General features: G+C 70.4%; 21 protein-coding genes and 1 riboswitch. Of the genes, 13 read left to right on the forward strand and 8 right to left on the reverse strand.

All coding sequences use genetic code 11. From position 1 onward, the window contains the following. Positions 1-8: 8 nt before the first annotated feature. Both mfd and rarD read right to left on the reverse strand, forming a co-directional pair. The gene (gene mfd / locus H9633_RS02395; RefSeq protein ID WP_191711954.1) at positions 9-3,545 is read right to left on the reverse strand and encodes a transcription-repair coupling factor; all 3,537 of its coding nucleotides are present in this window, start codon (positions 3,543-3,545) and stop codon (positions 9-11) included. Between the two features lie 49 nt (positions 3,546-3,594). Next, complete coding sequence (gene rarD / locus H9633_RS02400) at positions 3,595-4,545, reverse strand: EamA family transporter RarD (protein WP_191711955.1); 951 nt, start codon at positions 4,543-4,545, stop codon at positions 3,595-3,597. An 82-nt stretch (positions 4,546-4,627) separates the two neighbouring features. Between rarD and H9633_RS02405 the strand changes: the two genes are divergently transcribed. The 8 genes from H9633_RS02405 (at position 4,628) to H9633_RS02440 (ending at position 11,708) form a co-directional block, all read left to right on the forward strand. Beyond that, on the forward strand, positions 4,628-5,191 hold the full coding sequence (locus H9633_RS02405) for a GNAT family N-acetyltransferase (protein ID WP_191711956.1): 564 nt from the start codon (positions 4,628-4,630) through the stop codon (positions 5,189-5,191). A 39-nt stretch (positions 5,192-5,230) separates the two neighbouring features. Next, positions 5,231-6,094 (forward strand): Fpg/Nei family DNA glycosylase, encoded by an 864-nt coding sequence (locus tag H9633_RS02410; protein WP_191711957.1) that lies wholly within the window; start codon positions 5,231-5,233, stop codon positions 6,092-6,094. Positions 6,095-6,150: 56 nt separating this feature from the next. Next, a riboswitch (FMN riboswitch) is annotated at positions 6,151-6,293 on the forward strand. 46 nt (positions 6,294-6,339) lie between these two features. After that, positions 6,340-7,431: a bifunctional diaminohydroxyphosphoribosylaminopyrimidine deaminase/5-amino-6-(5-phosphoribosylamino)uracil reductase RibD gene (gene ribD / locus H9633_RS02415; protein WP_191711958.1), complete on the forward strand. Its 1,092-nt coding sequence runs from the start codon at positions 6,340-6,342 to the stop codon at positions 7,429-7,431. Further along, a complete protein-coding gene (locus H9633_RS02420; protein ID WP_071644537.1) occupies positions 7,431-8,069 on the forward strand; it encodes a riboflavin synthase in 639 nt (212 codons plus the stop codon). The genes ribD and H9633_RS02420 overlap by 1 nt, the downstream gene beginning before the upstream one ends. Next, the gene (locus H9633_RS02425) at positions 8,066-9,334 is read left to right on the forward strand and encodes a bifunctional 3,4-dihydroxy-2-butanone-4-phosphate synthase/GTP cyclohydrolase II (RefSeq protein ID WP_071644538.1); all 1,269 of its coding nucleotides are present in this window, start codon (positions 8,066-8,068) and stop codon (positions 9,332-9,334) included. The genes H9633_RS02420 and H9633_RS02425 overlap by 4 nt, the downstream gene beginning before the upstream one ends. Next, entirely contained in the window at positions 9,331-9,807 is a 477-nt protein-coding gene (gene ribH / locus H9633_RS02430; protein WP_191711959.1) for a 6,7-dimethyl-8-ribityllumazine synthase, read from the forward strand. The genes H9633_RS02425 and ribH overlap by 4 nt, the downstream gene beginning before the upstream one ends. Before the next feature lie 31 nt (positions 9,808-9,838). Then, positions 9,839-10,195, forward strand: a complete 357-nt coding sequence (locus tag H9633_RS02435) for a Fe-S protein (RefSeq protein WP_191711960.1) — start codon at positions 9,839-9,841, stop codon at positions 10,193-10,195. Between the two features lie 58 nt (positions 10,196-10,253). Further along, the gene (locus tag H9633_RS02440) at positions 10,254-11,708 is read left to right on the forward strand and encodes an MFS transporter (RefSeq protein ID WP_191711961.1); all 1,455 of its coding nucleotides are present in this window, start codon (positions 10,254-10,256) and stop codon (positions 11,706-11,708) included. Between the two features lie 11 nt (positions 11,709-11,719). On the opposite strand, the gene H9633_RS02445 is transcribed toward H9633_RS02440, so the two are convergent. Next, positions 11,720-12,751 (reverse strand): S66 family peptidase, encoded by a 1,032-nt coding sequence (locus H9633_RS02445; RefSeq protein WP_191711962.1) that lies wholly within the window; start codon positions 12,749-12,751, stop codon positions 11,720-11,722. Between the two features lie 106 nt (positions 12,752-12,857). Between H9633_RS02445 and H9633_RS02450 the strand changes: the two genes are divergently transcribed. After that, positions 12,858-14,732, forward strand: a complete 1,875-nt coding sequence (locus H9633_RS02450; protein WP_191711963.1) for an ABC transporter ATP-binding protein — start codon at positions 12,858-12,860, stop codon at positions 14,730-14,732. Between the two features lie 122 nt (positions 14,733-14,854). On the opposite strand, the gene H9633_RS13200 is transcribed toward H9633_RS02450, so the two are convergent. From H9633_RS13200 to H9633_RS02465, 3 genes are read right to left on the reverse strand one after another with little or no spacing between them, the layout of a single operon-like run. Then, the gene (locus tag H9633_RS13200; protein WP_191711964.1) at positions 14,855-16,279 is read right to left on the reverse strand and encodes a diguanylate cyclase domain-containing protein; all 1,425 of its coding nucleotides are present in this window, start codon (positions 16,277-16,279) and stop codon (positions 14,855-14,857) included. After that, complete coding sequence (locus H9633_RS02460; protein ID WP_191711965.1) at positions 16,276-17,124, reverse strand: alpha/beta fold hydrolase; 849 nt, start codon at positions 17,122-17,124, stop codon at positions 16,276-16,278. The genes H9633_RS13200 and H9633_RS02460 overlap by 4 nt, the downstream gene beginning before the upstream one ends. A gap of 52 nt (positions 17,125-17,176) precedes the next feature. Next, on the reverse strand, positions 17,177-19,048 hold the full coding sequence (locus H9633_RS02465) for a phosphoenolpyruvate carboxykinase (GTP) (protein WP_191711966.1): 1,872 nt from the start codon (positions 19,046-19,048) through the stop codon (positions 17,177-17,179). A gap of 108 nt (positions 19,049-19,156) precedes the next feature. Between H9633_RS02465 and H9633_RS02470 the strand changes: the two genes are divergently transcribed. Continuing rightward, on the forward strand, positions 19,157-20,599 hold the full coding sequence (locus H9633_RS02470; RefSeq protein ID WP_191711967.1) for a helix-turn-helix domain-containing protein: 1,443 nt from the start codon (positions 19,157-19,159) through the stop codon (positions 20,597-20,599). Positions 20,600-20,617: 18 nt separating this feature from the next. On the opposite strand, the gene H9633_RS02475 is transcribed toward H9633_RS02470, so the two are convergent. Next, positions 20,618-22,066 (reverse strand): glyceraldehyde-3-phosphate dehydrogenase, encoded by a 1,449-nt coding sequence (locus H9633_RS02475; protein WP_191711968.1) that lies wholly within the window; start codon positions 22,064-22,066, stop codon positions 20,618-20,620. Positions 22,067-22,258: 192 nt separating this feature from the next. Between H9633_RS02475 and H9633_RS02480 the strand changes: the two genes are divergently transcribed. From H9633_RS02480 to H9633_RS02490, 3 genes are read left to right on the forward strand one after another with little or no spacing between them, the layout of a single operon-like run. Beyond that, positions 22,259-23,014, forward strand: a complete 756-nt coding sequence (locus H9633_RS02480) for a sulfite exporter TauE/SafE family protein (RefSeq protein WP_191711969.1) — start codon at positions 22,259-22,261, stop codon at positions 23,012-23,014. Positions 23,015-23,069: 55 nt separating this feature from the next. Beyond that, positions 23,070-24,476, forward strand: a complete 1,407-nt coding sequence (locus H9633_RS02485) for an amidase (protein WP_191711970.1) — start codon at positions 23,070-23,072, stop codon at positions 24,474-24,476. A 19-nt stretch (positions 24,477-24,495) separates the two neighbouring features. Further along, the gene (locus tag H9633_RS02490; RefSeq protein WP_191711971.1) at positions 24,496-25,146 is read left to right on the forward strand and encodes an HAD-IA family hydrolase; all 651 of its coding nucleotides are present in this window, start codon (positions 24,496-24,498) and stop codon (positions 25,144-25,146) included. 18 nt (positions 25,147-25,164) lie between these two features. Here H9633_RS02490 and H9633_RS02495 read toward each other — a convergent pair whose 3' ends face one another. Then, the gene (locus H9633_RS02495) at positions 25,165-25,602 is read right to left on the reverse strand and encodes an Lrp/AsnC family transcriptional regulator (protein ID WP_191711972.1); all 438 of its coding nucleotides are present in this window, start codon (positions 25,600-25,602) and stop codon (positions 25,165-25,167) included. Between the last annotated feature and the right edge of the window lie 98 nt (positions 25,603-25,700).

Consider the following 25,700-nt stretch of genomic DNA (forward strand, 5'->3'; position numbering starts at 1 on the left):
CCAGCGGATCAGACGACCGCCGGCTCCGCCTTCGCCGGCTCGGGGAACATCGCGGTGAAGAGGTTGCCGACCCACTCGATGAGATCGGAGTCCGTGGGCATCGGCACGACCAGCGCTTCTCCTCCGCCGACGAGCTTCGCCTTCGGGTACAGCCGCTGCAGGCGCACCTTCATCGAGTCCTCGAAGCGGGCCGGCGCGATGCGCAGGTTCGATCCCATCGCCACGACATCCGACAGCCCGGCTCGCGCGGCGCGCCGGCGCAGACGCGCCACCTTCACCAGCGTGGTGACCTCGTCGGGGAACGCACCGTACCGGTCGACGAGCTCCTCGACCACGAGGTCGATCGCGTCGTCAGCGGCCGACACCGTGGCCGCCGACGACAGCTTCTGATAGGCCTCCAGCCGCAGCCGCTCGCTGTCGATGTAGTACTCGGGGATGCGGGCATCCACGGGCAGCTCGAGACGCAGCTCGACCTCGGAGTTCGTGTCCTCGCCGCGGAAGGTCGCCACCGCCTCGCCGATCATCCGCAGGTACAGGTCGAACCCGACCCCGGCGATGTGGCCGGCTTGCTCGGCGCCGAGCAGGTTGCCCGCACCGCGCAGCTCGAGGTCCTTCAGCGCCACCTGCATACCCGAGCCCAGGTCGTTGTTCACCGCGATGGTCTGCAGACGGTCGGCTGCGGTCTCGCTCAGCGGCTTCGTGTCGTCGTACAGGAAGTACGCGTACGCGCGCTCGCGCCCGCGGCCCACGCGTCCGCGCAGCTGGTGCAGCTGCGACAGGCCGTACTTGTCGGCCCGGTCGATGATGATCGTGTTGGCGTTGGAGATGTCGAGACCGGTCTCGATGATGGTGGTCGAGACGAGCACGTCGTACTTGCGCTCCCAGAAGTCGTCGACGACCTGCTCGAGCTGATGCTCGCCCATCCTGCCGTGCGCCACCGCGATCCGCGCCTCCGGCACGAGCTCGGCGAGCTCCGACGCGACGCGCTGGATCGACTGCACGCGGTTGTGCACGAAGAACACCTGCCCCTCGCGCAGGATCTCGCGGCGGATCGCCGCGGCGATCTGCTTGTCGCTGCGCGGGCCGACGAACGAGAGGATCGGATGCCTGTCCTCCGGCGGCGTCTGCAGCGTCGACATCTCCCGGATGCCGGTGACCGCCATCTCGAGGGTGCGCGGGATGGGCGTGGCGCTCATGGCGAGGATGTCGACGTTCGTCTTCAACTTCTTCAGCGCGTCCTTGTGCTCGACGCCGAAGCGCTGCTCCTCGTCGATGATCATCAAACCGAGGTCCTTGAAGAGCACCTGCTCGGTGAGGATGCGGTGCGTGCCGATGACCATGTCGACCGACCCGTCGAGCAGACCCTGCAGCGTGAGCCGCGCCTCCTTGTCGCTCTGGAACCGCGAAAGCGGTCGCACCTGCACCGGGAAGCCGGCGAACCGCTCGGTGAAGGTCTCGAAGTGCTGCTTGACGAGCAGGGTGGTCGGCACGAGCATCGCGACCTGCTTGCCCTCCTGGATGGCCTTGAAGGCGGCGCGAACCGCGACCTCGGTCTTGCCGAAGCCGACGTCACCCGAGAGCAGGCGGTCCATCGGGATGGGCCGCTCCATGTCGGCTTTGATCTCTTCGATCGTCTGCAGCTGGTCGTGGGTCTCGGCGAACGGGAACGCCTCCTCCAGCTCTCGCTGCCAGGGCGTGTCGGGGCCGAAGGCGTGCCCCTTCGAGCTCATCCGCGCCGAGTACAGCTTGACCAGCTCGACGGCGATGTCGCGCACCGCCCGGCGCGCCTTGCCCTTGGCCGCCGCCCAGTCGCTGCCGCCCATCTTCGACAGGGTGGGCGCCTCACCGCCGACGTATTTCGAGAGCATGTCGAGCTGGTCGGTGGGCACGAAGAGCTTGTCGCCCGGGTACCCGCGCTTCGAGGGCGCGTACTCCAGCACGAGGTACTCGCGCGTCGTCTTCACGGCGTTGCGTCCGCCCGACGACACCTCGCGCTTGGTCATCTCGACGAAGCGGCCGATGCCGTGCGTGGAGTGCACGACGAAGTCGCCCGGCTTCAGCTGCAGGGGGTCGACGACGTTGCGGCGGCGCGACGCGAGCTTCTTCACCGTCCGCTGGTCGCCGCCGATGGTGCGGCCGTAGAACTCGTTGTCGGTGAGCACGGCGATCCGGGCATCCGGCACCTGGAAACCCGATTCGACCGATCCCGCGACCAGCGTCGCCACACCGGCCTCGGGCTCGTCGACCAGACGGTCGACGATGCGCGCGGCGAGGCCGCGGTCGCTGAGCACGTCGCGCGCCCGCTCGACCAGCCCCTGGCCCGCCGCGATGACGACGACGCGCCAGCCCTCGGCGAGCCGCGCCTCGACGAACGCGATCGCACCGTCGACGTTTCCGTGGAACGACGGGATGATCGAGGCGTCGAGGTTCTCGGCCGCGTCGTCGTCGACGGCGAACGGCGTGACCCGCCACCACACGCCGTCGCGCTCGTGCACGATCTCGCGCATGCGCGCCAGGCTGAGGAAGTCACCCGCCCCGAGGTCGATCGGAGCCGAGGCGCCCGAGGTCGCCGCGCTCCACGCCGCCTCGAGGAACTCGCGGTTCGTCTCGCCGAGGTTGTGCGCGCGCGAACTGGCGCGCTCCGGATCGACGACGGCCGTGGCCGAGCCCTCCGGAAGGTACTCGGCCAGCGTCATCAGCGGACCTGCGACGACAGGCAGCAGCGACTCCATGCCCTCGACGGGGATGCCCTGCGACATCTTCTCGAGCATCGCCGACATTGCCGGGAAGCGGCCCACCAGCTCGCCGGCGCGCTCACGCACCTCGGCGGTGAGCAGCAGCTCACGGCTCGCGGCGAGCGACACCGATGCCACCTCGCCGGGCAGGGAGCGCTGGTCGGCGACCGAGAAGGCGCGGATCTGGTCGACCTCGTCACCGAAGAACTCCACCCGCAGCGGGTGATCGGCCGTCGGCGGGAAGACGTCGAGGATGCCACCGCGCACCGCGAACTCGCCCCGGCGCGAGACCATGTCGACGCGCGAGTAGGCGCGCTCGATCAGCTGCTCGACCGCGTCATCGAGCTCGATCCCCCGCCCGCCGACCCGCAGCTCGACCGGTGCCGCGTCGCCCAGATTCGAAGCGAGCGGCTGCAGGGCGGCGCGCACCGAGGCGACCACGACGAGCGGCCTCTCGCCTGTCCAGGTCACGATGCGACGCAGCGCGTCGAGACGCTTGCCGACCGTGTCGGGGCTCGGGCTCAGCCGCTCGTGCGGCAGGGTCTCCCACGCGGGGAAGGTGAGGATCTCGGCGTCCTCCAGATACGCGGCGAGCGCCGCGGCGACCGATTCCGCGCGACGGCCGGTGGGCGCGATGACGAGGGCGGATGCCGGCCTGCCGGCCGACACGCGCTTGCGCAGCAGCCCCGCGATGATCGGGACGTCGAGCCCGTCGACCGCCGAGATCTCGGCATCGGTCTGCGCCCAGGTGAGGGCGTCACGGTACAGGTTCGCCTCTTCCAAGGCGCGTAGAATCCCCGGAACAGTCACCGGACGATTCTAGTCGTGACCGTCGACACGTCGGCCCGCTCCCGCTTGCTCAGCGCATCGCATCGGGCTCGCCGACCCCCGGCGCACCCGGATCACTCGGCAGCGGCAGATCACGGCGCCCTCGGCGGCTGCGCCTCGAGCCGCGGAAGCCCTCCACCGCCAGCACCGCGAGGGCCACGGCGAGGATGAGGTAGACGAGCGCGTCCGCGCCCTGCATCCGCTCGCCAAGCAGCAGCGCGACGCAGACGAGCAGCACGGGCTCGACGTAGCTGAGCAGACCGAACACGGGCAGCGGCAGCAGGGTCGCCGCCGCGAGATAGAGCGACATGGCCGCCGCGCTGGCCAGCCCGATGCCCACGAGACCCGAGAGCTCGGCACCGGAGATGACGCCGGGTGCGGCGGTGACGAGGAAGATCACCGCGAGCGGCACCATCAGCAGCGATTCGGCGCCGAAGACGATCGGGCCGTCGAGTCCGAAGCGCTGCCGCACCACGAAGTAGACGGTGTACGGCAGGCAGATCGCCAGCGTCACCCACGACAGCTGCGGGGTGGCCGCGACCTTCACCGCAACGGCGACGGCGGCGAGAGAGACGACGAGCCACTGCATCCGGCTCACCGGCGCCCCCAGGAGGAAGCGACCGCCGAGGACGAGGCAGATCGGCAGCAGCAGGTAGCCGAGGGAGGTGTCCAGGGCGTGCCCGTGCATGGGCGCCCACATGAAGAGCCAGAGCTGGAAGCCGATGATGGCGGCGAGGCCGACCAGGAGCAGCGGCATCCACCACCGTGCGCGCAGTCGCCGGCCGAGTACGCGCAGCTGCTCACGGGCGAGCGGGTGCGCCAGGGCGAGCGCGTAGCAGGCGAAGGTCACGAGGATGCGCCACGCGAACACCACCTCGGCGGATGAGCTCAGCACGCCCGCGAGGAAGAAGATCACCCCGAACAGCACGGATGCGAGCACCGACGCGAGCACGCCGCGAGGCGAGGTGTGCTGCACCGCCACGACCGCCTCCTTCTGGGCACCGCCGACCGCCGCGCACCGACCTCCAGGATATCCGCCGGCGGGCTGCGGATACCGTGGCGGGATGGACCCCGTCTCCCTGCACACCGAGCGACTCGTGCTCAGCATCCCGACCGGCGCCGACATCGATGCGATCAGCGCGGCCTGTCAGGATCCCGAGGTGCCGCGCTGGACGACCGTGCCGAGTCCCTACACGCCACAGCATGCGGCGGACTTCGTCGACCTCGTCGCCGGATGGTGGGCGGACGGCGTCGAGACGGTGTGGGCGATTCGCAAGGGCGGCGTGCTCGCGGGCATGATCGGGCTGCATCGGATCACCGCTCCCTCGCGCGGCGGCGAGGCCGAACTGGGTTTCTGGGGAGTCGCCGACTTCCGCGGGCAGGGCATCATGACCGAGGCGGCGCGAGCCGTGATCGACTATGCGTTCGACGACCTCGGGCTCGTGCGGATCACCTGGCGCGCCGTCGTGGGGAATCTGCCGTCGGCCCGCACCGCGCGGGCGCTCGGCTTCCGCTACGAGGGAACGCTGCGCCAGGGGCTCAGCAACCCGCGCGGCCGCGATGACGGCTGGATCGCGGGGCTGCTCGCCTCCGACGACCGCGTACCGGTCGAGTGGCCGGTACTGTGAACCGCCCTCGGCCGGCCTCGCGCGTGACAGGATGACGGCATGCCCGAGATGCCGGAGGTGCAGGGACTGGTCGACTTCCTCGCCGCGCGAGCGGTGGGACGCACGGTCACGCGCGTCAGCGTGGCGGCGATCGCCGCGCTGAAGACGTTCGACCCGCCGGTCACCGCCCTGCAGGATGCCCGGATCACCGCCGTCGCGCGGCACGGCAAGTTCATCGACCTGGCGCTCGGCGACGAGCTCCACCTCATCTTCCACCTCGCGAAGGCCGGGTGGCTGCGCTGGTACGACGAGCTGCCGACCACCCTCATCAAGCCGGGTCGCAGCCCGATCGCGGTGCGCGTGGCGCTCGACGACGGCAGCGGGTTCGACCTCACTGAGGCGGGCACGAAGAAGTCACTCGCGGTCTACGTCGCTCGTCACCCGGGCGATGTGCCCGGCATCGCCCGCCTCGGCCCCGACCCGCTCGACCCCGCCTTCACACGCGAGGCGTTCGCCGCGCTTCTCGCCGGTCGCCGCACCCAGATCAAGGGGCTCCTCCGCGACCAGGGCCTCATCGCCGGCATCGGCAACGCGTACAGCGACGAGATCCTGCATGCGGCGAAGATGTCGCCCTACGCGCCCGCCGCGAACCTCGACGACGCCGACGTCGACCGGCTGTACGACGCGATGCAGGGCACGCTTCGCGAGGCGATCGACGAGGCCGCGGGCAAGCCGCCGGCGGACCTGAAGGACGCGAAGCGGCGAGGCATGCAGGTGCACGCCCGTCGGGGTGAGGCGTGTCCGGTGTGCGGCGACACGGTGCGCAGCGTGTTCTTCGCCGACCGGTCGCTGGAGTACTGCCCCACCTGCCAGACGGGCGGCAAGGTGCTCGCCGACCGCCGGCTCTCCCGGCTGCTGAAATGACGGCGGCAAGACGGGGAATGAATCATCCGGGGGCACGTTGACTAGACTCTGAGCATCAACGTGCTCCGGGGTCGGTGTGAATCCGAACCGGCGGTGACAGTCCGCGAACGCCTGGCGACAGGCGCCGATCCGGTGGAAATCCGGAACCGACGGTGATGCGAGCATCCGCTCGCTAGTCCGGAAGAGAGGCAGCACGTGGCGTACGCGTGCGCTGCAGACCCCGGGAACCCAGAGAAGGATGACCGATGGCTGTGACCGAGGCTGAGCGCGACGCCATGCATCGCGCCCTCGCGCTCGCGGCGAACGGGCCGCGGGGACTGAACCCGCAGGTGGGCGCCGTCATCCTCTCCCCCGCAGGCACCGTGCTGGCCGAGGGCTGGCACCGCGGCGCGGGCACCCCGCACGCCGAGGTCGACGCGCTCTCGAAGCTCGCCCCGGGAGAGGCATCCGGTGCGACCGCCGTCGTCACGCTCGAGCCGTGCAACCACACCGGACGCACCGGCCCGTGCGCGCAGGCGCTGATCGATGCGGGCGTCAGCCGCGTCGTCTACGCCACGGGCGATCCGGGAGACGTCTCCAGCGGCGGCGCGGACCGACTGCGCGCAGCGGGTGTCGAGGTGGTCGCGGGTGAGCAGGCGGATGCCTCTCGCCGGCTCATCGCCGATTGGCTGACCGTGCAGCGGCTGGGTCGCCCGCACGTCACCGTGAAGTGGGCGCAGAGCCTGGACGGCAGGGCCGCGGCATCCGACGGCACCAGCCAGTGGATCACCGGCCCCGACGCCCGCGCCGACGTGCACCGTCGCCGAGCCCGGGCCGACGCGATCGTGGCGGGCACCGGAACAGTGCTCGCCGACGACCCCGCACTCACCGCCCGCGACGGTGACGCCCTGTACCCGCACCAGCCGGTTCCTGTGGTGATCGGCTCGCGCGCCACCCCCGCCGACGCCGCCGTGCACCGGCACCCGAACGCCCCGCTGTTCTACGACACGAGAGACCTGTCGGCCGTGCTCGCCGATCTGCGCGACCGCGGTGTGCAGCGCGTCTTCGTCGAGGGCGGACCGACGCTGGCGAGCGCGTTCATCGCCGCCGGCGTCGCCGACACCGTGCTGGCCTACATCGCGCCGATGCTGCTCGGCGGCGAACGGCTCGCACTCACCGACATCGGCGTCGCCTCGATCGGCGACGCGCTGCACCTGCGGGTGGAGCAGTGGCTGCCCCTCGGCGCCGATTTGCTCGCCATCGCACACCCCGCCACGGCCCCCGTCGCGGGAGAGGACGCCCTGGTCGCCACCGCACACCCCGCCACGGCCCCCGTCGCGGGACAGGAAGGAAGCTGATGTTCACCGGAATCATCGAGGAGATCGGCGAGATCGCCGCGATCTCGGCATCGGGCGACGGATGGCGGCTCACCGTGCACGCGCCGAAGGCCGCGGCGGATGCCGTGCACGGCGAGTCCATCGCCGTCAGCGGTGTGTGCCTCACCGTCGTCGGCTCGACCGAGACGACCTTCGACGCCGACGTCATGAAGCAGACCCTCGACGTGTCGGCTCTGGGCGCCGTGCAGGTCGGCACCCGGGTGAACATCGAGAAGGCGATGCCGGTCGGCGCGCGCCTGGGCGGCCACATCGTGCAGGGCCACGTCGACGGCGTCGGCACCGTGCTCGAGGTCAGGCCCGGTGCCCAGTGGCGCGTGCTGCGCATCAGCCTGCCCGCCGAGCTCGCCCCGCTCGTGGTCGACAAGGGCTCGATCAGTGTCGCGGGCACCTCGCTCACGGTGAGTGCCGTGAGCGCGCCGGGCGCAGTCGTGCAGGACGAGCACTGGTTCGAGGTCTCGCTGATCCCCGAGACGCTCGACGCCACCATCCTCGGCACGCTCGAGCCCGGCGACATCGTCAACCTCGAGACCGACATCCTCGCCCGTCATGTCGAGCGCCTGCTCGCGTTCCGCTCCGCCCCGGAAGGAGGCTCGCGATGAGCCTTTCCCCTCTCTCCGACGCCCTCGACGCGCTGCGCGCCGGCAAGCCGATCATCGTCGCCGACGACGAGAACCGCGAGAACGAGGGTGACATCATCATCTCCGCCGAACTCGCGACGGCCGAGACGATGGCCTGGATGGTGCGCTGGACGTCTGGCCTCATCTGCGCCCCGCTGCCGGCCGACCTCGCCGACCAGCTGAACCTGCCCCCCATGGTCGAGACGAACGAAGACGCCCGCACGACGGCGTACACGGTGAGTGTCGACGCGGCCGAGGGCGTCACGACGGGCATCAGCGCGCACGACCGGGCGCTGACCCTGAACGTGCTGGCGAACCCGGCGTCGACCCCGACCAGCCTGATCCGTCCTGGCCACATCCTGCCGCTGCGCGCCGTCGACGGCGGCGTGCGCGAACGCGGCGGTCACACCGAGGCGGCGGTCGAGCTGATGCGGCTCGCGGGCCTGCAGCCGGTCGGAGCGATCGCCGAGGTGGTGGCCGACGACGGCAGCATGATGCGCCTGCCGGCGCTGCTCGAGCTCGGCGCGCGTGAGGGGGTGCCGGTGATCACCATCGAGCAGCTCATCGCTCATCTGAACGAGGTCGACCCGCGCGACGAGGCCGACTGCCTCGCGCGCAGATCCGGCCGCCGGGTCAGCCTGCGCGCCGACGCCAACGTGCCGACAGACCACGGCACCTTCCGCTTCCTCGCGTACAAGGACCGCATCAGCGGCACCGACCACATCGCGGTCGTCTCGGGCACGCCCGGCGAGACGGCGCTGGTGCGCGTGCACTCCGAGTGCCTCACCGGCGAGGCGTTCGCGTCTCAGAAGTGCGAGTGCGGCCCGCAGCTGCAGGCGGCTCTCGACCGCATCGACGAGGAGGGCGGCGTGGTCATCTACATGCGCGGCCACGAGGGGCGCGGCATCGGGCTGATCAACAAGCTGCGCGCATACGCGCTGCAGGAGGAGGGCCTCGACACGGTCGATGCCAACCTCGCCCTCGGTCTGCCCGCCGACGCGCGCGAATACGCCGCGGCCGCCGGCATCCTCACCGATCTCGGCATCTCGAAGGTGCGCCTGCTCACCAACAACACCGACAAGGTCGAGAAGCTGCAGGCCCTCGGGCTCGACGTGATCGAGCAGGTGCCGCTGATCGTCGGCGTCGGCCCCAACAACCACCAGTACCTCGAGACCAAGCGCGATCGCATGGGTCACATCATCGGCGCGGACGAGCTCGCCCACGCCCTCGGAAAGGACGACGCATGAGCGGCGCAGGAGCCCCCACCCCGGACACCCCGGTCGACGGCAGCGGTCTGCGCGTCGTCGTGATCGCGGGAACCTGGCACGAGACGATCTCGAACGGCCTCATCGCCGGCGCGCAGCGCGTGCTCGACGAGGCGGGTGCCGCGCACACGCTGGTGCGCGTGCCCGGGTCGTTCGAGCTGGCCGTCGCCGCTCAGGCGGCTTTCGCCGGCGGGGCGGATGCCGTGGTCGCGCTCGGCGTGATCATCCGCGGTGGCACGCCGCACTTCGAGTACGTGTCCTCGGCGACGACCGACGGGCTCAGCAGGGTCGCCCTGGATGCCGGCAAGCCGGTCGGCTTCGGCGTGCTCACCCTCGACGACGAGCAGCAGGGTCTCGACCGTGCGGGCCTTTCGGGCTCGAAGGAGGACAAGGGCGCCGAGGCCGCGGACGCGGCGCTGCGCACCGCGCTGGTCGTCCGCGCGCTGCGCGTCTGACCGCCGCGGGCAGACCGGCTAGCCTGGGGTCATGGAGACCCTGCGCCACATCGTTCTGTTCGTTCACCTCGTCGGCTTCGCGGTGCTCTTCGGAGCGTGGGCCGTGCAGGCCTTCGGCGGCAAGCGCGAGATCGTCAAGCTGATGCACATCGGCGTCACGATCGCCGCCGTCGCCGGCCTGGCTCTCGCCGCGCCGTGGGGCCTGCCCGACGGCGTCGAGATGAACTACGCCAAGATCGGCACCAAGCTCGTCATCCTGCTGATCATCGGCGCCTTCCTCGGCATCGGCCAGGCCCGACAGCGCAAGAGCGGTCAGGTGCCCACGGCGCTGTTCTGGGGCATCGGCCTGCTCACCCTGGTGAACGCGGGCATCGCCGTCATCTGGTGAGCCTCCGGCCCGCCGGGCCAATAGACTCCTCGAGGTCCAGCCACCGGAGGAGCAGCATATGACGACGACCATCGCCCCGGCCAACCCGCGCTCGCGGGTCATCCTGGCCAGTCTCGTGGGCACGACGATCGAGTTCTACGACTTCTACGTCTACGCGACCGCGGCGGTGCTCGTCTTCCCCGTGCTGTTCTTCCCGACGGGCAACGACACCACGTCGCTGCTCGCCTCGTTCGGTGTGTTCGGTGCGGCGATGGTCGCGCGTCCGATCGGCGCGATGATCTTCGGCCACTTCGGCGACAAGTTCGGTCGCAAGGCGACCCTGGTCGCCTCGCTGCTCACGATGGGCATCGCGACCTTCCTCATCGGCCTGCTGCCCACGTTCCAGCAGATCAACTGGTGGGCCGCCCTGTTGCTGCTCATCCTCCGTCTCGCTCAGGGCTTCGCGCTCGGCGGCGAGTGGTCGGGCGCCGCGCTGGTGGCCACCGAGAACGCTCCTGCCGGCAAGCGCGCCTGGTACGGGTCGTTCCCGCAGCTCGGCGCACCGCTGGGCTTCATCATCGCGAACGGCATCTTCCTCGCGATCAACGCGCTGCTCCCCCACGAGACCGACGCGACCCTGAAGTCCGAGGCGTTCCTCAGCTGGGGCTGGCGGGTGCCGTTCCTGTTCTCGGCAGTGATGGTGATCATCGGCCTGTGGGTGCGTCTCAAGCTCGTCGAGTCCGAGACGTTCACGCGGGCGGCCGATACCGGCCGCATCCGCAAGCTGCCGCTCGCGACGGTGTTCCGTCACCACTGGAAGCAGCTCATCCTCGGCACGTTCATCATGCTCGCTACCTACGTGCTGTTCTACCTGATGACGAACTTCACGCTCGCCTACGGCACCAAGGCCGGCTCGCTCGAGGTGGCGTCGGCCGCCGCACAGCAGGCCGCTGACGCGTCCGGCAAGCCCTTCGACGCGTCAGCGTTCGCGGCGCAGTTCTACCCCGGGCTCGGCTTCGGCTACACGCAGTTCGTGATCATGCAGATCGTGGGTGTGGTGTTCTTCGGCATTTTCACCCTGCTCTCCGGCCCCTGGGCCGACCGGTTCGGGCGACGCCGACTGCTGCTGTGGGTGACCGGCGCGATCATCGTCTTCGGCCTCACCTTCAACCTGTTCCTCATGCCTCAGGACGACCCGGCGCTGACGATGGCTGTCGTGCAGGGCTTCCTCATCCTCGGCTTCCTGCTGATGGGCGCCACCTTCGGCCCGATGGGCGCCCTGCTGCCCGAGCTGTTCCCCACGAACGTGCGGTACTCCGGCTCGGCGATCGCGTACAACGTGTCGTCGATCCTCGGCGCCGCAGTCGCTCCGCTGATCGCCGTCGAGCTGTGGCGCATCGGCGACGGCTCGCCCTGGCTGGTGGGCGTGTACCTATCTGCCATGGCCGTGCTGACGTTCATCGCCCTGTGGCTGTCGCCCGAGACGAAGGACCACGACTTCGAGGCCGACCTGGGCGTCGCCGCCCAGCGCTGAGCGCGGGTGGGTCAGAACCGCGCGGTCACCGCGCGGTTCCGACCGTCGAGCGTCATCTCACCCCCGTAGGGCAGGATCCACTGCGGACGCGTGTGCCCGAAGGGCACGCCGACGCAGACCACGGCATCCGGGTTGTACCGGTCGAGCGTCTCGAGCACGACATCGCGCTGAGCGGCACGCAGCGCCGATCTCTCGGTCGCGGTGGGCATCACCTCGAACGAGCTCACGGCGGGTCGCGCGAACAGCACCCCGGCGACGGCGGCCAGCAGTCCCCGCTCGCCGTAGGCGCGCAGCTGCTCGGCGACATGATGCGCCGGCGTGAGCCGCTCGCTGGTCTCGAGAATCAGAATCGTGCCGGCGAGCTCGTCGTTCGACGGCATCCGGTCGGCGAGCGCGAGCTGGTTCACCACCTCGAGGCAGCCGCCCCACGTGCGGCCTGTCACGCTCTTCCCGGGTCCGGCCCACGTCCACGGCTCGGTCGGCTCGCGGTCACCGTACTCGGTCAGGGCAGCCGGGTCGTCCCAGTGCCGCCCGATGTCCTCCGACTCCCCCGGCTCGGTGATCTCCACCTCGCCGCCGTCGAGCAGTGCGGCGCGCAGCGCGCGCAGGTGCACGTCATCGACCGCGGGCCCCGCCCCCAGATGCACCTGGGTGGAGCCGCCGTAGAAGCCGGCGACGCCGCGCCGCCACAGCCAGTTCAGGATGTTGGTGTTGTCGCTGTACCCGAGGAAGGGCTTTGGGTCGGCAGCGGCGAGCGCCGGGTCGAGGTGCGGCGTCACGAGGATCTGATCGCTGCCGCCGATGGTGGCGATGATCGCACGGATGCCGGGATCGGCGAGCGCCGAGTTCATGTCGGCGGCGCGCGCTCGGGGACTCGCATCGAGCTGCCTCGTGGTCGAGTACTCGACGGGGACGAGTCCGGTCAGCTCGCGCAGACGTCGCATCGCCTGCTCGTGCACCTCGGGCCCGACCGCGGGCGCGGCGAAAGCGGGCGAGAGGACGGCGATGCGGTCGCCGGGGCGAGCCTTCGGAACATGCAGCATGCCTCCATCCTGCCCGCGGCGCGCGCGGGCGGCGAAACAGGCCGCGCATAAGGAGTTCGGTCGACAATAGAAGCACTCACCCACGACTCCTCACGAATGAGGTCCCATGACTCGCACGGCGCCGTCACGCCGACGCGGGCGCGGCGCGCAGCCCGAAGGCCCGCGCGCGACGTTCCGCCAGCTGCTCCCCTTCCTGTTCGAGCACAAGAAGGTGCTCGTCGTCGTCGCGGTGCTCAGCATCGTCGGCGCGGCCGCATCGCTCGCCCAGCCGCTGCTCGTCGGACAGCTCATCGCGCGCGTGCAGCAGGGGCAGACGCTGGGGGCGCTGGTCTGGCTGCTGATCGGCTTTGTGATCGCGGCGTCCGTCATCTCGGGCTATCAGCACTACCTGCTGCAGCGCACCGGCACGGCGGTCGTGTACTCCAGCCGCCGCAAGCTCATCGCACGCATCCTGCATCTGCCGATCAGCGAGTTCGACGCGCGCCGCACCGGAGACCTCGTCTCGCGCGTCGGCACCGACACGACGCTGCTCTACGCCGTGCTCACGCAGGGACTCGCGGATGCCGTCGGCGGCGCGATCCTGTTCGTCGGCGCGCTCATCGCGATGCTCATCATCGACCCGCTGCTGCTGCTGCTCATCGTCGTCGTGATCGGCGTGTCGGTGGTCGTGGTCGTGCTGCTCTCGGGGCGCATCCGCAGCGCGTCGGCCGCGCAGCAGGAGAAGGTCGGCGAACTGGCATCCGGAGTCGAGCGGGGCATCTCCTCGATCCGCACCGTGCGTGCGTCCGGCGCCACCGAGCGCGAGACGGCGGCCGTGGAGGACCTCGCCGGTGAGGCGTACGGCCTCGGTGTGCGCATCGCGAAGATCTCGTCGATGGTCGTGCCCGTCGCCGGTGTGGCCCTGCAGCTCTCGCTGCTGGTGGTGCTCGGGGTGGGCGGGTTCCGCGTGGCGTCGGGCGCTCTCACGATCGCGTCTCTGGTCACCTTCATCATGTTCCTGTTCATGCTCGTGATGCCGCTGGGCCAGGCCTTCGGCGCGATCACCTCGGTGAACCAGGCGCTGGGCGCCCTCGGACGCATCCAGGAGGTGCTCGATCTGCCGACCGAGACGCAGGACGACGAACCGGATGCCGTGGCGGCAGCCGCGCCCGTGGTCGGCGCCCCCGCGATCGAGTTCCGCGACGTGCGCTTTCGCTACCCTGATGCCGTCATCGCCGCCCGGGAGGCGGCCGCCAAGGAGGCTCAGTTCCTGCTCGCCGACGCGCACCTCGAGCGCGCGTCCGACGGCATCCCGATCGACCGGGATGTGCTGAAGGGGGTCTCGTTCGCCGTGCCGCGCGGCGCGCGCGTGGCGCTGGTCGGGCCGAGCGGCGCCGGCAAGAGCACCATCCTCTCGCTCATCGAGCGCTTCTACGACCCGACCGGTGGGTCGATCCGCCTCGCCGGACACGACGTGCGCACGTACCCGCGTGAGCAGCTGCGCGCCCAGTTCGGCTACGTCGAGCAGGACGCGCCGACGCTCGCCGGCACGCTGGGCGAGAACCTGCGTCTCGCGGCACCGGATGCCTCGGACGCCGACTGCGAGCGCGTGCTGCGCTCGGTCAACCTCGGCGACGTGCTCGAGCGCAGCCCGCTGGGGCTGGATGCCCCGGTCGGCGAGGACGGCGTGATGCTCTCGGGCGGTGAGCGTCAGCGCCTCGCCATCGCGCGCGCTCTGCTGACCGAGGCGCCGATCCTGCTGCTCGACGAGTCGACCTCGTCGCTCGACGGCGTCAACGAGCAGCGCATGCGCGAGGCCATCGACGCGGCCGCCGCCGACCGCACACTGCTGGTGATCGCGCACCGGCTGTCGACCGTGGTCGACAGCGACCTGATCGTGGTGCTGCAGAACGGCGTGGTGGTCGGGCAGGGCACGCACGCCGAGCTCATCGAGTCCACGCCGCTGTACCGCGACCTCGCACGGCACCAGCTGCTGGTCTGACCGGGGGGCCGACCGGCATCCGGGCTGTCGGACGGGTCAGCGGCGGCCGGCGAGTCGCACCCGTCGGGCGGTGTGCACGCGGCGACGACGCCGACTGGTCCGAAGGGCCCGACCGATCCGGCTCAGCCGCCGAGGACGTCGACCTGCACGCCGTCCTTACCCGCGCGCTTCGCACGGTACATCGCCGCATCCGCCGCGGCGACGACGTCCTCAGCGGAGGGAGGGACGCGGCCGACGTCCGCGCGCCAGTGCACCGCGCCCACGCTGGCCGACAGCGGCGAACCCGCCGCTGGACCGTCGAGCGGCTCGCGCACGACGCTGCGTACCCGCTCGGCGAACCTCGTCGTCTCGGCGTCGTCCATGCCGGACGCGGTGATGAGGAACTCGTCCCCGCCGAGCCTGGCGACCGTGTCGCCCACGCGGCACACGCGCCGCAAACGATCGGCGACGATGCGCAGCACCTCGTCGCCCACTCCGTGCCCGAGACGATCGTTGATGCCCTTGAAGCCGTCGAGGTCGAGGAAGAGCACCGCGCACGGGACGCCGTCATGCTCGGTGCGCTCGAGGATGCGCTGCAGCCTCTGCTCGAAGAGGACCCGGTTCGGCAGCCCGGTGAGGCTGTCGTGCAGAGCGTGATGCTGCAGCTGGTCGCGCAGCCGCAGGTGATCGACCACCCGTTCGGCCTGAGCCGCCAGCGCACGCAGCGATTCGAGCTCGTCCGCCTCGAGGGAGCGTGCCCGCCGGAACCAGCAGTGGATCTCGCCGAGCACGACCGTTCGCTCGCCCATCGTGCGGACGATCGGCGTCGTCACCAGCGCCTCGATGCCGGACGCCTGCAGCGCAGCCGCGTCCTGCGGGGCCGCCAGCGCGATCTGCTCGACGTCCCGGCACACGAGCTGCTGCGCGGAAGCCGCAGGCCGCGCGTCGAGCAGCACTCCCGGTGGGTGATCGCCCCATCGACGCACCTCGGCGCCCGCCTGCCCTGAGGTGTGCACGAGGCGAACCGCCGTCCACGCTGTGGACATCGCCCGGCTCGCCGCACTCACGAGGGTCTCGCCCAGGTCGTCCAGTCCGTTCGCGACGGCGAGCGCGCTCGTGGCATCCTGCAGCAGCACCAGCCTGCGATGCGCGAGCTCGGTCTCGCGCCGTGCCGCCACGAGCTCCTTCTCGAACGCGGCGCGCGCCGTCGTCTCGACGGCGGCGACGTAGGCGACGGACCTGCCGTCGACGTGCCGCAGCTCGGCGTTCACGAGCGCCGCTCGACGCTCGCCGGCGCCGTCGCGGATCTCGAGCATGACCTCGCGCAGCCGCCCCCGCTCCAGGAGACGCGGAATCACCTGCGTCTCGTACAGCATGCGCGATGCGGCGGTCAGCCACTCCACGATGTTGCGTCCGCGCAGGCCGTCGCCGCCATCCGGGCCGCCCTCGCCCAGCCACACCTGCATCCCGGCGTTGTGGGCCAGGATGGTGCCGTCCACGCCCAGTGTGAACACGGCGACCGGCGTGTGCTCGAGCAGGTCCAGCGATTCCGCCGTGGCGTCGCTCACAGCGCGTGTCTGATCTGGTCCGCCACGAGCTCGTGATCGGTCAGATGCACGAAGTGTCCGGCGGAGTCCAGCTGCACCAGATCGCACGACGGGATGCGCGCCTGCACGTACGCGCCGATGTGCGGCGGGCAGATGATGTCGCCGACCGACTGCAGCACGGTCGTCGGCACGGGGATGTCGCCCAGCCGGTGACGCACATCGCTGAAGAAGACGACGCGGGCGAAGTGGGTCGCGACCTCGTGGGCGGTGGTGGCGAACAGATCCCGCACCCGGTCTGTCACCTGGGGCAGGTCTTCGCGCGCGGTGACGGCGGGCGCCAGCGACGCCGCCCACCCGGGCTGGTTCGCCTCGATGGCGGCGAGCAGATCGAGCACATCCTGACGGTCGAAGCCCCCGATGTAGTCGCCGTCGTTCACGTAGCGCGGCGAGGGGCAGAGCATGATCAGCTGCGAGAACAGGTCGGGCCGGCGGATGGACGCGAGCGCGCCGATCATGCCGCTGACGGAATGCCCGACGAACACCACGTCACGGGCATCCACCGCCTCGATCACCTCGATGAGGTCGTCGGCATACCCGTCGAGCGAGTCGTATCGCCGCTGGTCGTAGGCCGAGAGGTCGGATCGCCCCGATCCCACATAGTCGAACAGCACGACACGGTGGTCGTCGACGAAACGGTCGGCAGCCGCTCGCCAGGTGGTCTGATCGGTGCCGTACCCGTGCCCGAACACCATGACCGGACCGGCCTCCCTGCCGAGGATCGTCACGGCGTTGCGCCGGAGGACGTCGTCGTGCGCGCGATCCGCGGCGGGTGCGTGCTCTGCAGTGCGGGCGCTGGCTTGCGTCACGTGGCCTCCTCGGGGCTCACGCCCGAGACTACCGAAGAAGTCGAGCGACCCGTCACCGAGCGGCGTCGAGCCGGTACCGCAGCGCCTCCAGTTCGCTGCGCAGGGCCGCCGGCAGCGCGTCGCCGAACATGGCGTAGAACTCCTCGGTGGAGTCCGCCTCCGCGAGCCACGCGTCGATGTCGACGTCGAAGAGCTCGTCGAGGTCGGCCTCGGCGATCTCCAATCCGTCGAGGTTGAGATCCTCACGTCGCGGCAGGCGACCGATCGGGCTGTCGACGGCCACGACCTCACCGGAGATGCGACGGATGATCCAGTCGATCACGCGCGAGTTGTCGCCGAAGCCCGGCCACAGGAAGCGGCCGTCATCACCGCGACGGAACCAGTTCACCTGGAAGATGCGCGGTGCACGATCGAAGCGCAGCGAACGGCCCACCTTGAGCCAGTGCGCGAAGTAGTCGCCCATGTTGTACCCGCAGAACGGCAGCATCGCGAACGGGTCGCGGCGCAGCTCGCCGAGGGTGCCCTCGGCGGCGGCGGTGCGCTCCGACGAGATGGTCGAGCCGATGAAGACCCCGTGGCTCCAGTCGGTCGCCTCGACGACCAGCGGCACGTTGCTCGCGCGGCGACCACCGAAGAGGATCACGTCGAGGGGCACGCCCTCGGGGTTCTCCCAGTCGTCGGCGATCTGCGGGCACTGGGCCGCCGACACCGTGAAGCGCGAGTTCGGGTGCGCGGCCGGCTCGTCCGAGTCGGGAGTCCACGGCCTGCCCTGCCAGTCGGTGAGTCGTGCGGGCGGGGTGTCGGTGAGCCCCTCCCACCACACGTCTCCGTCGGGCCGCAGGGCGACGTTGGTGAAGATGGTGTTGCCCCAGAGCGTCTCGACCGCGGTGACGTTGGTGGACTCCCCCGTTCCGGGAGCGACGCCGAAGAACCCGGCTTCGGGGTTCATGGCGTACATCCGGCCGTCTTCGCCGGGTCGGATCCAGACGATGTCGTCTCCGAGCGTCTCGACCGACCATCCAGGGATGGTCGGACGCAGCATGGCGAGGTTGGTCTTGCCGCAGGCCGACGGGAAGGCTGCGGCGATGTGGTGCGCCCTGCCCTTCGGGTCGGTCACGCGGATGAGCAGCATGTGCTCGGCGAGCCAGCCCTCATCGCGCGCGATGACCGAGGCGATGCGCAGGGCGAAGCACTTCTTCGCGAGGATCGCGTTGCCGCCGTAACCCGAGCCGTAGGAGTAGACCTCGAGCGTCTCGGGGAAGTGCACGACGTACTTCTCGTCGTTGCACGGCCACGGCACGTCGGCCTGGCCAGGCTCGAGCGGGGCGCCGACCGAATGGACCGTCTTGACCCACGGGGCGCCCTCGGCGATCTGGCGGGTGACCGCGTCGCCGACGCGGGTCATGATGCCGATGGATGCCACCGCGTAGGCGCTGTCGGTGACCTGCACCCCGATGTGCGAGAGCGGACCGCCCACCGGGCCCATCGAGAACGGGACGACGTACATCGTACGACCGCGCATCGACCCCTGGAACAGCCCGTCGAGGGTCTCGCGCATGGCCGTGGGATCAGCCCAGTTGTTCGTGGGGCCGGCGTCGCGCTCGCGCTCCGAGGCGATGAACGTGCGCCCCTCGGTCCGCGCCACGTCGCTCGGGTGCGAGCGCGCCAGGTACGATCCGGGCCGCCATTCGGGGTTGAGCTTGATCAGCTTGCCCTCGCCGACGAGCCCGCGCAGCAGGGCATCGTTCTCGGCACGGGATCCGTCGACCCAGTGCACCCGCGCCGGCTGGGTGAGCGCGGCGATGCCGTCGACCCACGCGCGCAGCTCTGCCATCGCCGGGGTGTCGTACGCGGGCACGTCACCGGTGCCCCGCGCAGGTGCGACGGCGTCGATGCGGGTCGTGAACGTGTCGGCGAGTGCCATGGGAGCTCCTTCAAGCTGGTGCGGTATGCCCATCCTCCGGCAGGTTTTGCCGTGCTTGACGCCGACCGACGTTGAAAGAACGTTGCTTTTTTCGGATATGCTCAAGGAATGGCGACCAGCGGACTCGAACTCAGCACCCTCGGACACCGCATCCGACACCACCGCGCGGCCCGGAATCTCACCCTCGACGACCTGGGCGCGAAGGTCGGCATCGCCGGGTCCCAGCTGAGCCTCATCGAGAACGGCAAGCGCGAGCCGAAGCTGTCCCTGCTGCAGGCCATCGCCGAGGCGTGCGGCACCGACGTCGCCGATCTCATCTCGGGAGAGCCGCCGAACCGTCGTGCGGCGCTCGAGATCGAGCTCGAACGCGCGCAGTCCAGCCCGATCTTCCGCCAGCTGGGCATCGCCGGGGTGCGCGTGTCGAAGACGATGACCGACGAGACCATCGAGGCGATCCTGGGCCTGCATCGCGAGCTGCACCGCCGCGAGACCGAGGCGATCGCCACGCCGGAGGAGGCGCGTCGCGCGAACACGGAGATGCGTCTCACGATGCGCGCGCGCGACAACTACCTTCCCGACATCGAGGCGCTCGCCGAGAAGCACCTCAAGGCGGCCGGTCACGTGTCCGGAGCGCTCACGCACCGCACTGTGACCCTGATGGCGGCGAAGCTCGGCTTCGAGCTCATCTACGCCGACGACCTTCCCCACTCCACCCGCTCGATCACCGACCTCGAGAACGGTCGGATCTACCTGCCGCCGGCGTCGATCCCCGGCGGGCACGGCCTGCGCTCGATGGCGCTGCAGGCGATGGCGCACCGCATCCTGGGGCACACTCCCCCGACCGACTACGCCGACTTCCTGCAGCAGCGACTGGAGATCAACTACTTCGCCGCGTGCTGCCTGATCCCCGAGACCGCAGGCGTCGCATTCCTGCAGCAGGCGAAGAAGGATCGCAACCTCGCCGTCGAGGACTTCCGTGACGCGTTCGGTGTCACGCACGAGGCGGCCGGGATGCGCATGACCAACCTGATGACCCACCATCTCGACATGCGCCTGCACTTCCTGCGGGTGGACGAGAACGGCGCGATCACCCGGGTCTACGAGAACGACGACCTGCCGCTGCCGATGGACGTGACCGGCGCCGTAGAGGGACAGCCGGCCTGCCGCCGGTTCGGCGCGCGCGCGGCGTTCGAGCAGCGCAACCGCACCACCGAGCACTACCAGTACACCGACACCCCGGCCGGCACGTTCTGGTGCGCCACCCAGACCGGCTCGTCGACCGACGGCGGGTTCTCGGTCACCGTCGGCGTGCCGTTCGACGACGCGCGCTGGTGGCGCGGGCGCGAGACACAGCACCGAGCGAAGTCGACCTGCCCCGACGAGTCGTGCTGCCGCCGGGCGGCGCCGACCGTCTCGCAGCGCTGGGAGGGTCGCGCGTGGCCGAGCGCCCGTGTGCACACGCACATGTTCCGCCCGCTGCCGCGCGGCGCATTCCCCGGCGTCGACGACAGCGAGGTGTACTCGTTCCTCGACCGGCACGCCGGCGAGTGATGTGAGATCTGCTCGAGATCAGGCGTGCAGGGTCACCTCGCGACGTGCAGGCAGCACGACCGGATGCGTTCCCGCCATCACCTCGAGCACGCGCACGACCTGGCACGAGTACCCGTACTCGTTGTCGTACCAGACGTAGAGCACGACGTCGCGGTCATTCGCGATCGTCGCGAGTCCGTCGACGATGCCTGCCCGGTGCGAGCCGACGAAGTCGGTGGAGACGACCTCGGGGCTCTCGACGTAGTCGATCTGCTGACGCAGCTTCGAGTGCAGCGACGCACGACGCAGGTAGTCGTTGAGCTCGTCCTTCGTGGCCGGGTTCTCGAGGGTCAGGTGCAGCACCGCGAGCGACACGTCGGGGGTGGGCACGCGGATGGCAGAGCCGGTGAGCTTGCCGGCGAGCTGCGGCAGGGCGCGGGAGACGGCCTTGGCTGCGCCGGTCTCGGTGATGACCATGTTCAGCACCGCCGAGCGCCCGCGGCGGTCGCCCTTGTGGAAGTTGTCGATGAGGTTCTGGTCGTTGGTGAACGAGTGCACGGTCTCGACGTGGCCGCGCACGATGCCGTACGCCTCGTCGATCGCCGCCAGCATCGGCGTGATCGCATTGGTCGTGCAGGAGGCGGCGGACAGGATGCGGTCGCCGGCCTCGATGGTGGAGTCGTTGATGCCGTGCACGATGTTCTTCAGCTCGCCCTTTCCGGGGGCGGTGAGCAGCACACGGGCGGCGCCGGTCGCCTGCAGATGACGGCTGAGCCCCTCCTCGTCGCGCCAGCGGCCGGTGTTGTCGACGATGATCGCGTCGTGGATGCCGTACGCGGTGTAGTCGACGGTGGCGGGGTCGTCGGAGTAGATGACCTGGATGCGGTTGCCGTTGGCGATGATCTGCGAGTTCTCCTCGTCGACCGTGACCGTGCCGGCGAAGCGGCCGTGCACCGAGTCGCGCAGCAGAAGCGAGGCGCGCTTGACGATGTCGTTGTCGGAGCCACGACGCACCACGATCGCCCGCAGTCGCAGCCCGCTGCCGCCGCCGGTGTGCGCGATGATGATGCGGGCCAGCAGCCTGCCGATGCGGCCGAACCCGTAGAGCACCACGTCGACCGGCTCGGAGAGCTCGGCGCCGAGGGCCGGCGCGAGCGTGCTGCGCAGGTACTCGTCGAGGTCTCCTCCGCTCTCGGCGTGCCCTTCGATCAGGCGCGCCACGTCCAGCGATGACGCGCCGGGGGCGAGCTCGCGCAGCGCCTCGAGCACGGCGAGCGTGTCGGTGAGGGCGATCTCGCGGTGACCGAGCTGAGCGACGCGCTGGTGCACCTCGAGGATGCCCGTCGTCGACAGTCCGAGCAGACGATGCCCGTGCAGCGAGGTCACGACGTCGCGCTCCCTGTTGAGTCCGCCGATGAGCGGGATCATCCGCTCTGCCAGCTCTTCCTTGACCTTCCAGTCGTCGCGGTGTGTCACGACATCGTCCATGTGCGTCCTTGCGTGATGCTCGAGCGCCACCGGGGTCGGGCGCTGCGGTGAGTGAGGGGGCGGTTCCGCCTCGACCAGGCTAGAGCGCGGCATGCGATGCGAGAGGACGATTCCGGTGTGCAGAATCCGACAGACTGTCTCCGAGCCATGAAACCGGATTCTTAACACGCGAACTGAGCTGCACCGATGATCATGACCTTCTCTCCCCTCGACCTCGGCCTTCTCGCCCTCGCGGCTCTCGGAGCGGGTGTGATCAACACCGTCGTCGGCTCGGGCAGCCTGATCGTGTTCCCCACGCTTCTCGCGCTGGGGATGCCGCCGGTTCCCGCGAACATGGCGAACACCGTCGGGCTGGCGATCGGCAACGTCGGCGGGGTCGTCGGCTACCGCCGCGAGCTGCGCGGCCAGTGGCGTTCGCTCGTGCCGTTGATCGTGCTCACGCTCATCGGCGCCGTGCTCGGCGCACTGGCGCTGCTTGCACTGCCGGCTGAGGTGTTCCGCCTCGTCGCGCCGGTGCTGATCGTCATCGGCTGCGCACTGGTCGCCGTGCAGCCGCTGATGAACCGCCGCTCCCGCGGACCCCGATCGGGCGGTCTGTGGCCGCGCTGGCTGCGGCTGCCGCTGATCTTCGGCACCGGCGTCTACGGCGGGTACTTCGGTGCGGCGCAGGGCGTGCTGATCGTCGGCATCCTCGAGCTCACGACGGGTGAGGACCTGCAGCGCGTCAACGCGATGAAGAACGTGCTGCAGACGGTCGCCGGGGGCGTGGCGACGGTGATCTTCCTGTTCGCCGCTCCGCTGAACCCGGCGGCGGTGATCACCATCGCCATCGGCTCCCTGGCCGGCTCAGGTCTGGGGGCCATGATCGGCCGACGTCTGCCGGCCTGGCTGCTGCGCACTCTCATCATCGTCATCGGCGTCCTGGCCGTCTTCCTGCTGATCGGATGACGGCGGCGCGGTGCTCGTCGCGGCTGCGCCAGCGCGGTCGGCCTAGGCTCGGGTCATGACCGAGCTGCATGATCTGAGTGCCGTCGAGCAGCTGGCCGGCCTGCGCAGCGGGACTCTCTCGCCGCCCGAGCTGGTCGCCCACTACCTCGCCCGCATCGCGCGGCTCGATGATCGGGTCGGCGCGTTCGTCGAGGTGACCGCCGAGGCCGCCGACGCACGGGCTGCCGCCCTGACGGGGACGCAGCCGACCGGCGCGCTCTGGGGCCTGCCGTTCGCCGATAAAGATCTCGTCGCGCGGGCCGGCGTTCCGATGCGCTCCGGGTCGCGACTTCACCGCGATCACGTCCCGACGACGACCGCGGATCAGGCGGCTGTGCTCGACGAGGCCGGCGGCATCAGCCTCGGCAAGACCAGCACGCCCGAGTTCGGGTTGACCGGGTACACCGAGACGCAGATCGGTCCGCCCACCCGCGATCCGTGGAACCCGGCGAACGGCGCGGGCGGGTCCAGCGGCGGAGCCGCGGCCGCGGTCGCCGCTGGCCTGCTCCCGCTCGCCCCGGGCTCCGACGGCGGCGGCTCGATCCGCATTCCGGCGGCCACGGTCGGCGTCGTCGGGATCAAGCCCTCCCGCGGGCGCGTGCCGTTCGCGTCCGGCCTCGACAGTCCCGGAGGTCTTCCGGTCGCCGGTCCCATCGCCCGTTCGGTGGCGGACGCCGCGCTGCTGCTCGACGTGCAGTGCGCCGGACGGCCCCATCGGTTCGCGACGCGCGCCCCGGCGTCCGGGCCGTTCCTCTCCGCCGCGACGACGCCGTCACCTCCCGCCCGGATCGGGGTGACCACGGTCTCCCCGTGGGACGACGCCGACGACATCCGCCTCGATGCCGACGCCGCTCGCGCTGTCGACATCGCCGCGACGCTGCTCTCGGATGCCGGACACGGCGTCGACGGATTCCGGTGGCGACCCCGCGGCTACGCGGAGATGTTCACCACCCTCTGGCGCACCAGCGCCGCTCGGATGGCGCTCACCGACGCCGAGCTGGAGCTCGTCGAGCCGATCACGGCCTGGCTGGTGCGCGAGGGCCGACGTCTGACCGGATCAGAGTTGCTGCAGGCGCTGGCTGCGGCATCCGTCTTCGAGCAGGAGACGATCGCGGCGTTCGATCCGTTCGACGCCGTGCTCACCCCCGCACTGGCGCTGCCGCCGCAGCGGGTCGGCTGGTTCGATCGCGATGACCCGGTGCGCGGATTCTCGCAGCAGGTCCGTTACGCGCCGTACAGCAGCTTCGTCAACGTGGCGGGTCTTCCCGCGATCGTCGTCCCGGTCATCACGGACGCGTCGGGGCACCCGGTCAGCGTGCAGCTGATCGGCCGGCCCGGCGGTGAGGCGACGATCGTCTCGCTCGCAGCCGCACTGGAGCATCGGGCAGGTCCCATGCCGAAACCCGCGATCTGGAGCCGATGACTCGGCCTACGCTGGGCACATGACCACGACCCTGCACGCCCGCGCCGTCCTGCTCGACATGGACGGCACTCTCGTCGACTCGACAGCGGTCGTCGAGCGGCTGTGGCTGGAGTGGGCCCAGCCGCACGGACTGGATCCGTCGGTCGTGCTGCAGACCGTGCACGGCAGGCAGGGTCACCAGAGCATGGCGATCATGCTCCCCGAGCGGGATCACGCCATCAACCTGGTCGAGAATCAGGAGATGCTCGCCCGAGAGAGCGGCGATGTCGACGGCGTGGTCGAGATCGCCGGTGCCGCGGCGTTCCTCGCCGCATTGAGCGGGCTGCCGCACGCGATCGTCACCTCGGCGAACGTGCCGCTGATGACGGCCAGGATGCAGGCCGCCGGGCTCACCGTGCCCGCGCTCGCGATCACCGCCGAGCGCGTGACCGATTCGAAGCCGCACCCCGAGGGGTTCCTGGCCGCGGCCGCGCAGCTGGGGGTCGACCCGGCCGACTGCGTCGTCTTCGAGGACTCCGAGGCCGGGGTGCAGGCGGGCCTCGCCGCAGGCATGCGGGTGATCGGCGTCGGCTCACACGCCGCGGCTCACGGCGCGCACCACTCCGTGGCCGATCTCACCCAGGTCGCGGTGGTCGACACAGCGCAGGGCTTCGTCCTGACGATCGACTGACGCTCGTCACCGCAGCGCTCACTCCCGCGTGAAGTCCTCGAAGATCAGGGTCGTGCGAGTCGAGCGGATCGACGGGATCGCCTGGATGTCCTCCAGCACCACGCGACGCAGGTCGCGGGCGTCGCTGGCGCGCACGAGCAGGATCACGTCGAAATCGCCGCCGACGAGCGCCATGTGCTCCACCTCGGGGATCGCACGCAGCCGCGTCTGCACCTCCTGCCAGCTGGCCTGCTCGATCGCGAGCATGACGTAGGCGGATGCGTGATGGCCGAGCTGCACGGGGTCGGTGCGCACCGTGTAGCCGGCGATCACGCCCTGCTCGGTGAGCCGCTTGATGCGCGCGTGCGCACCCGCCCGGGAGATGTGCACGCGTTCGGCGATGTGCGTCATCGACGCGCGCGCGTCGCGTCGCAGTTCGGCGAGGATCGCATGATCTGTGGCATCGAGCTCGGCCATCGAGCACCGTCCGTTCCGTCAGTGGATGCTGACAGTCTGTCACCGGAATCCGCATCCGGCGAACGATCGTCCAGCAATAGGGATGATCGGTTGGACGC

Source organism: Microbacterium commune (assembly GCF_014836945.1).
GTDB classification, from domain to species: domain Bacteria; phylum Actinomycetota; class Actinomycetes; order Actinomycetales; family Microbacteriaceae; genus Microbacterium; species Microbacterium commune.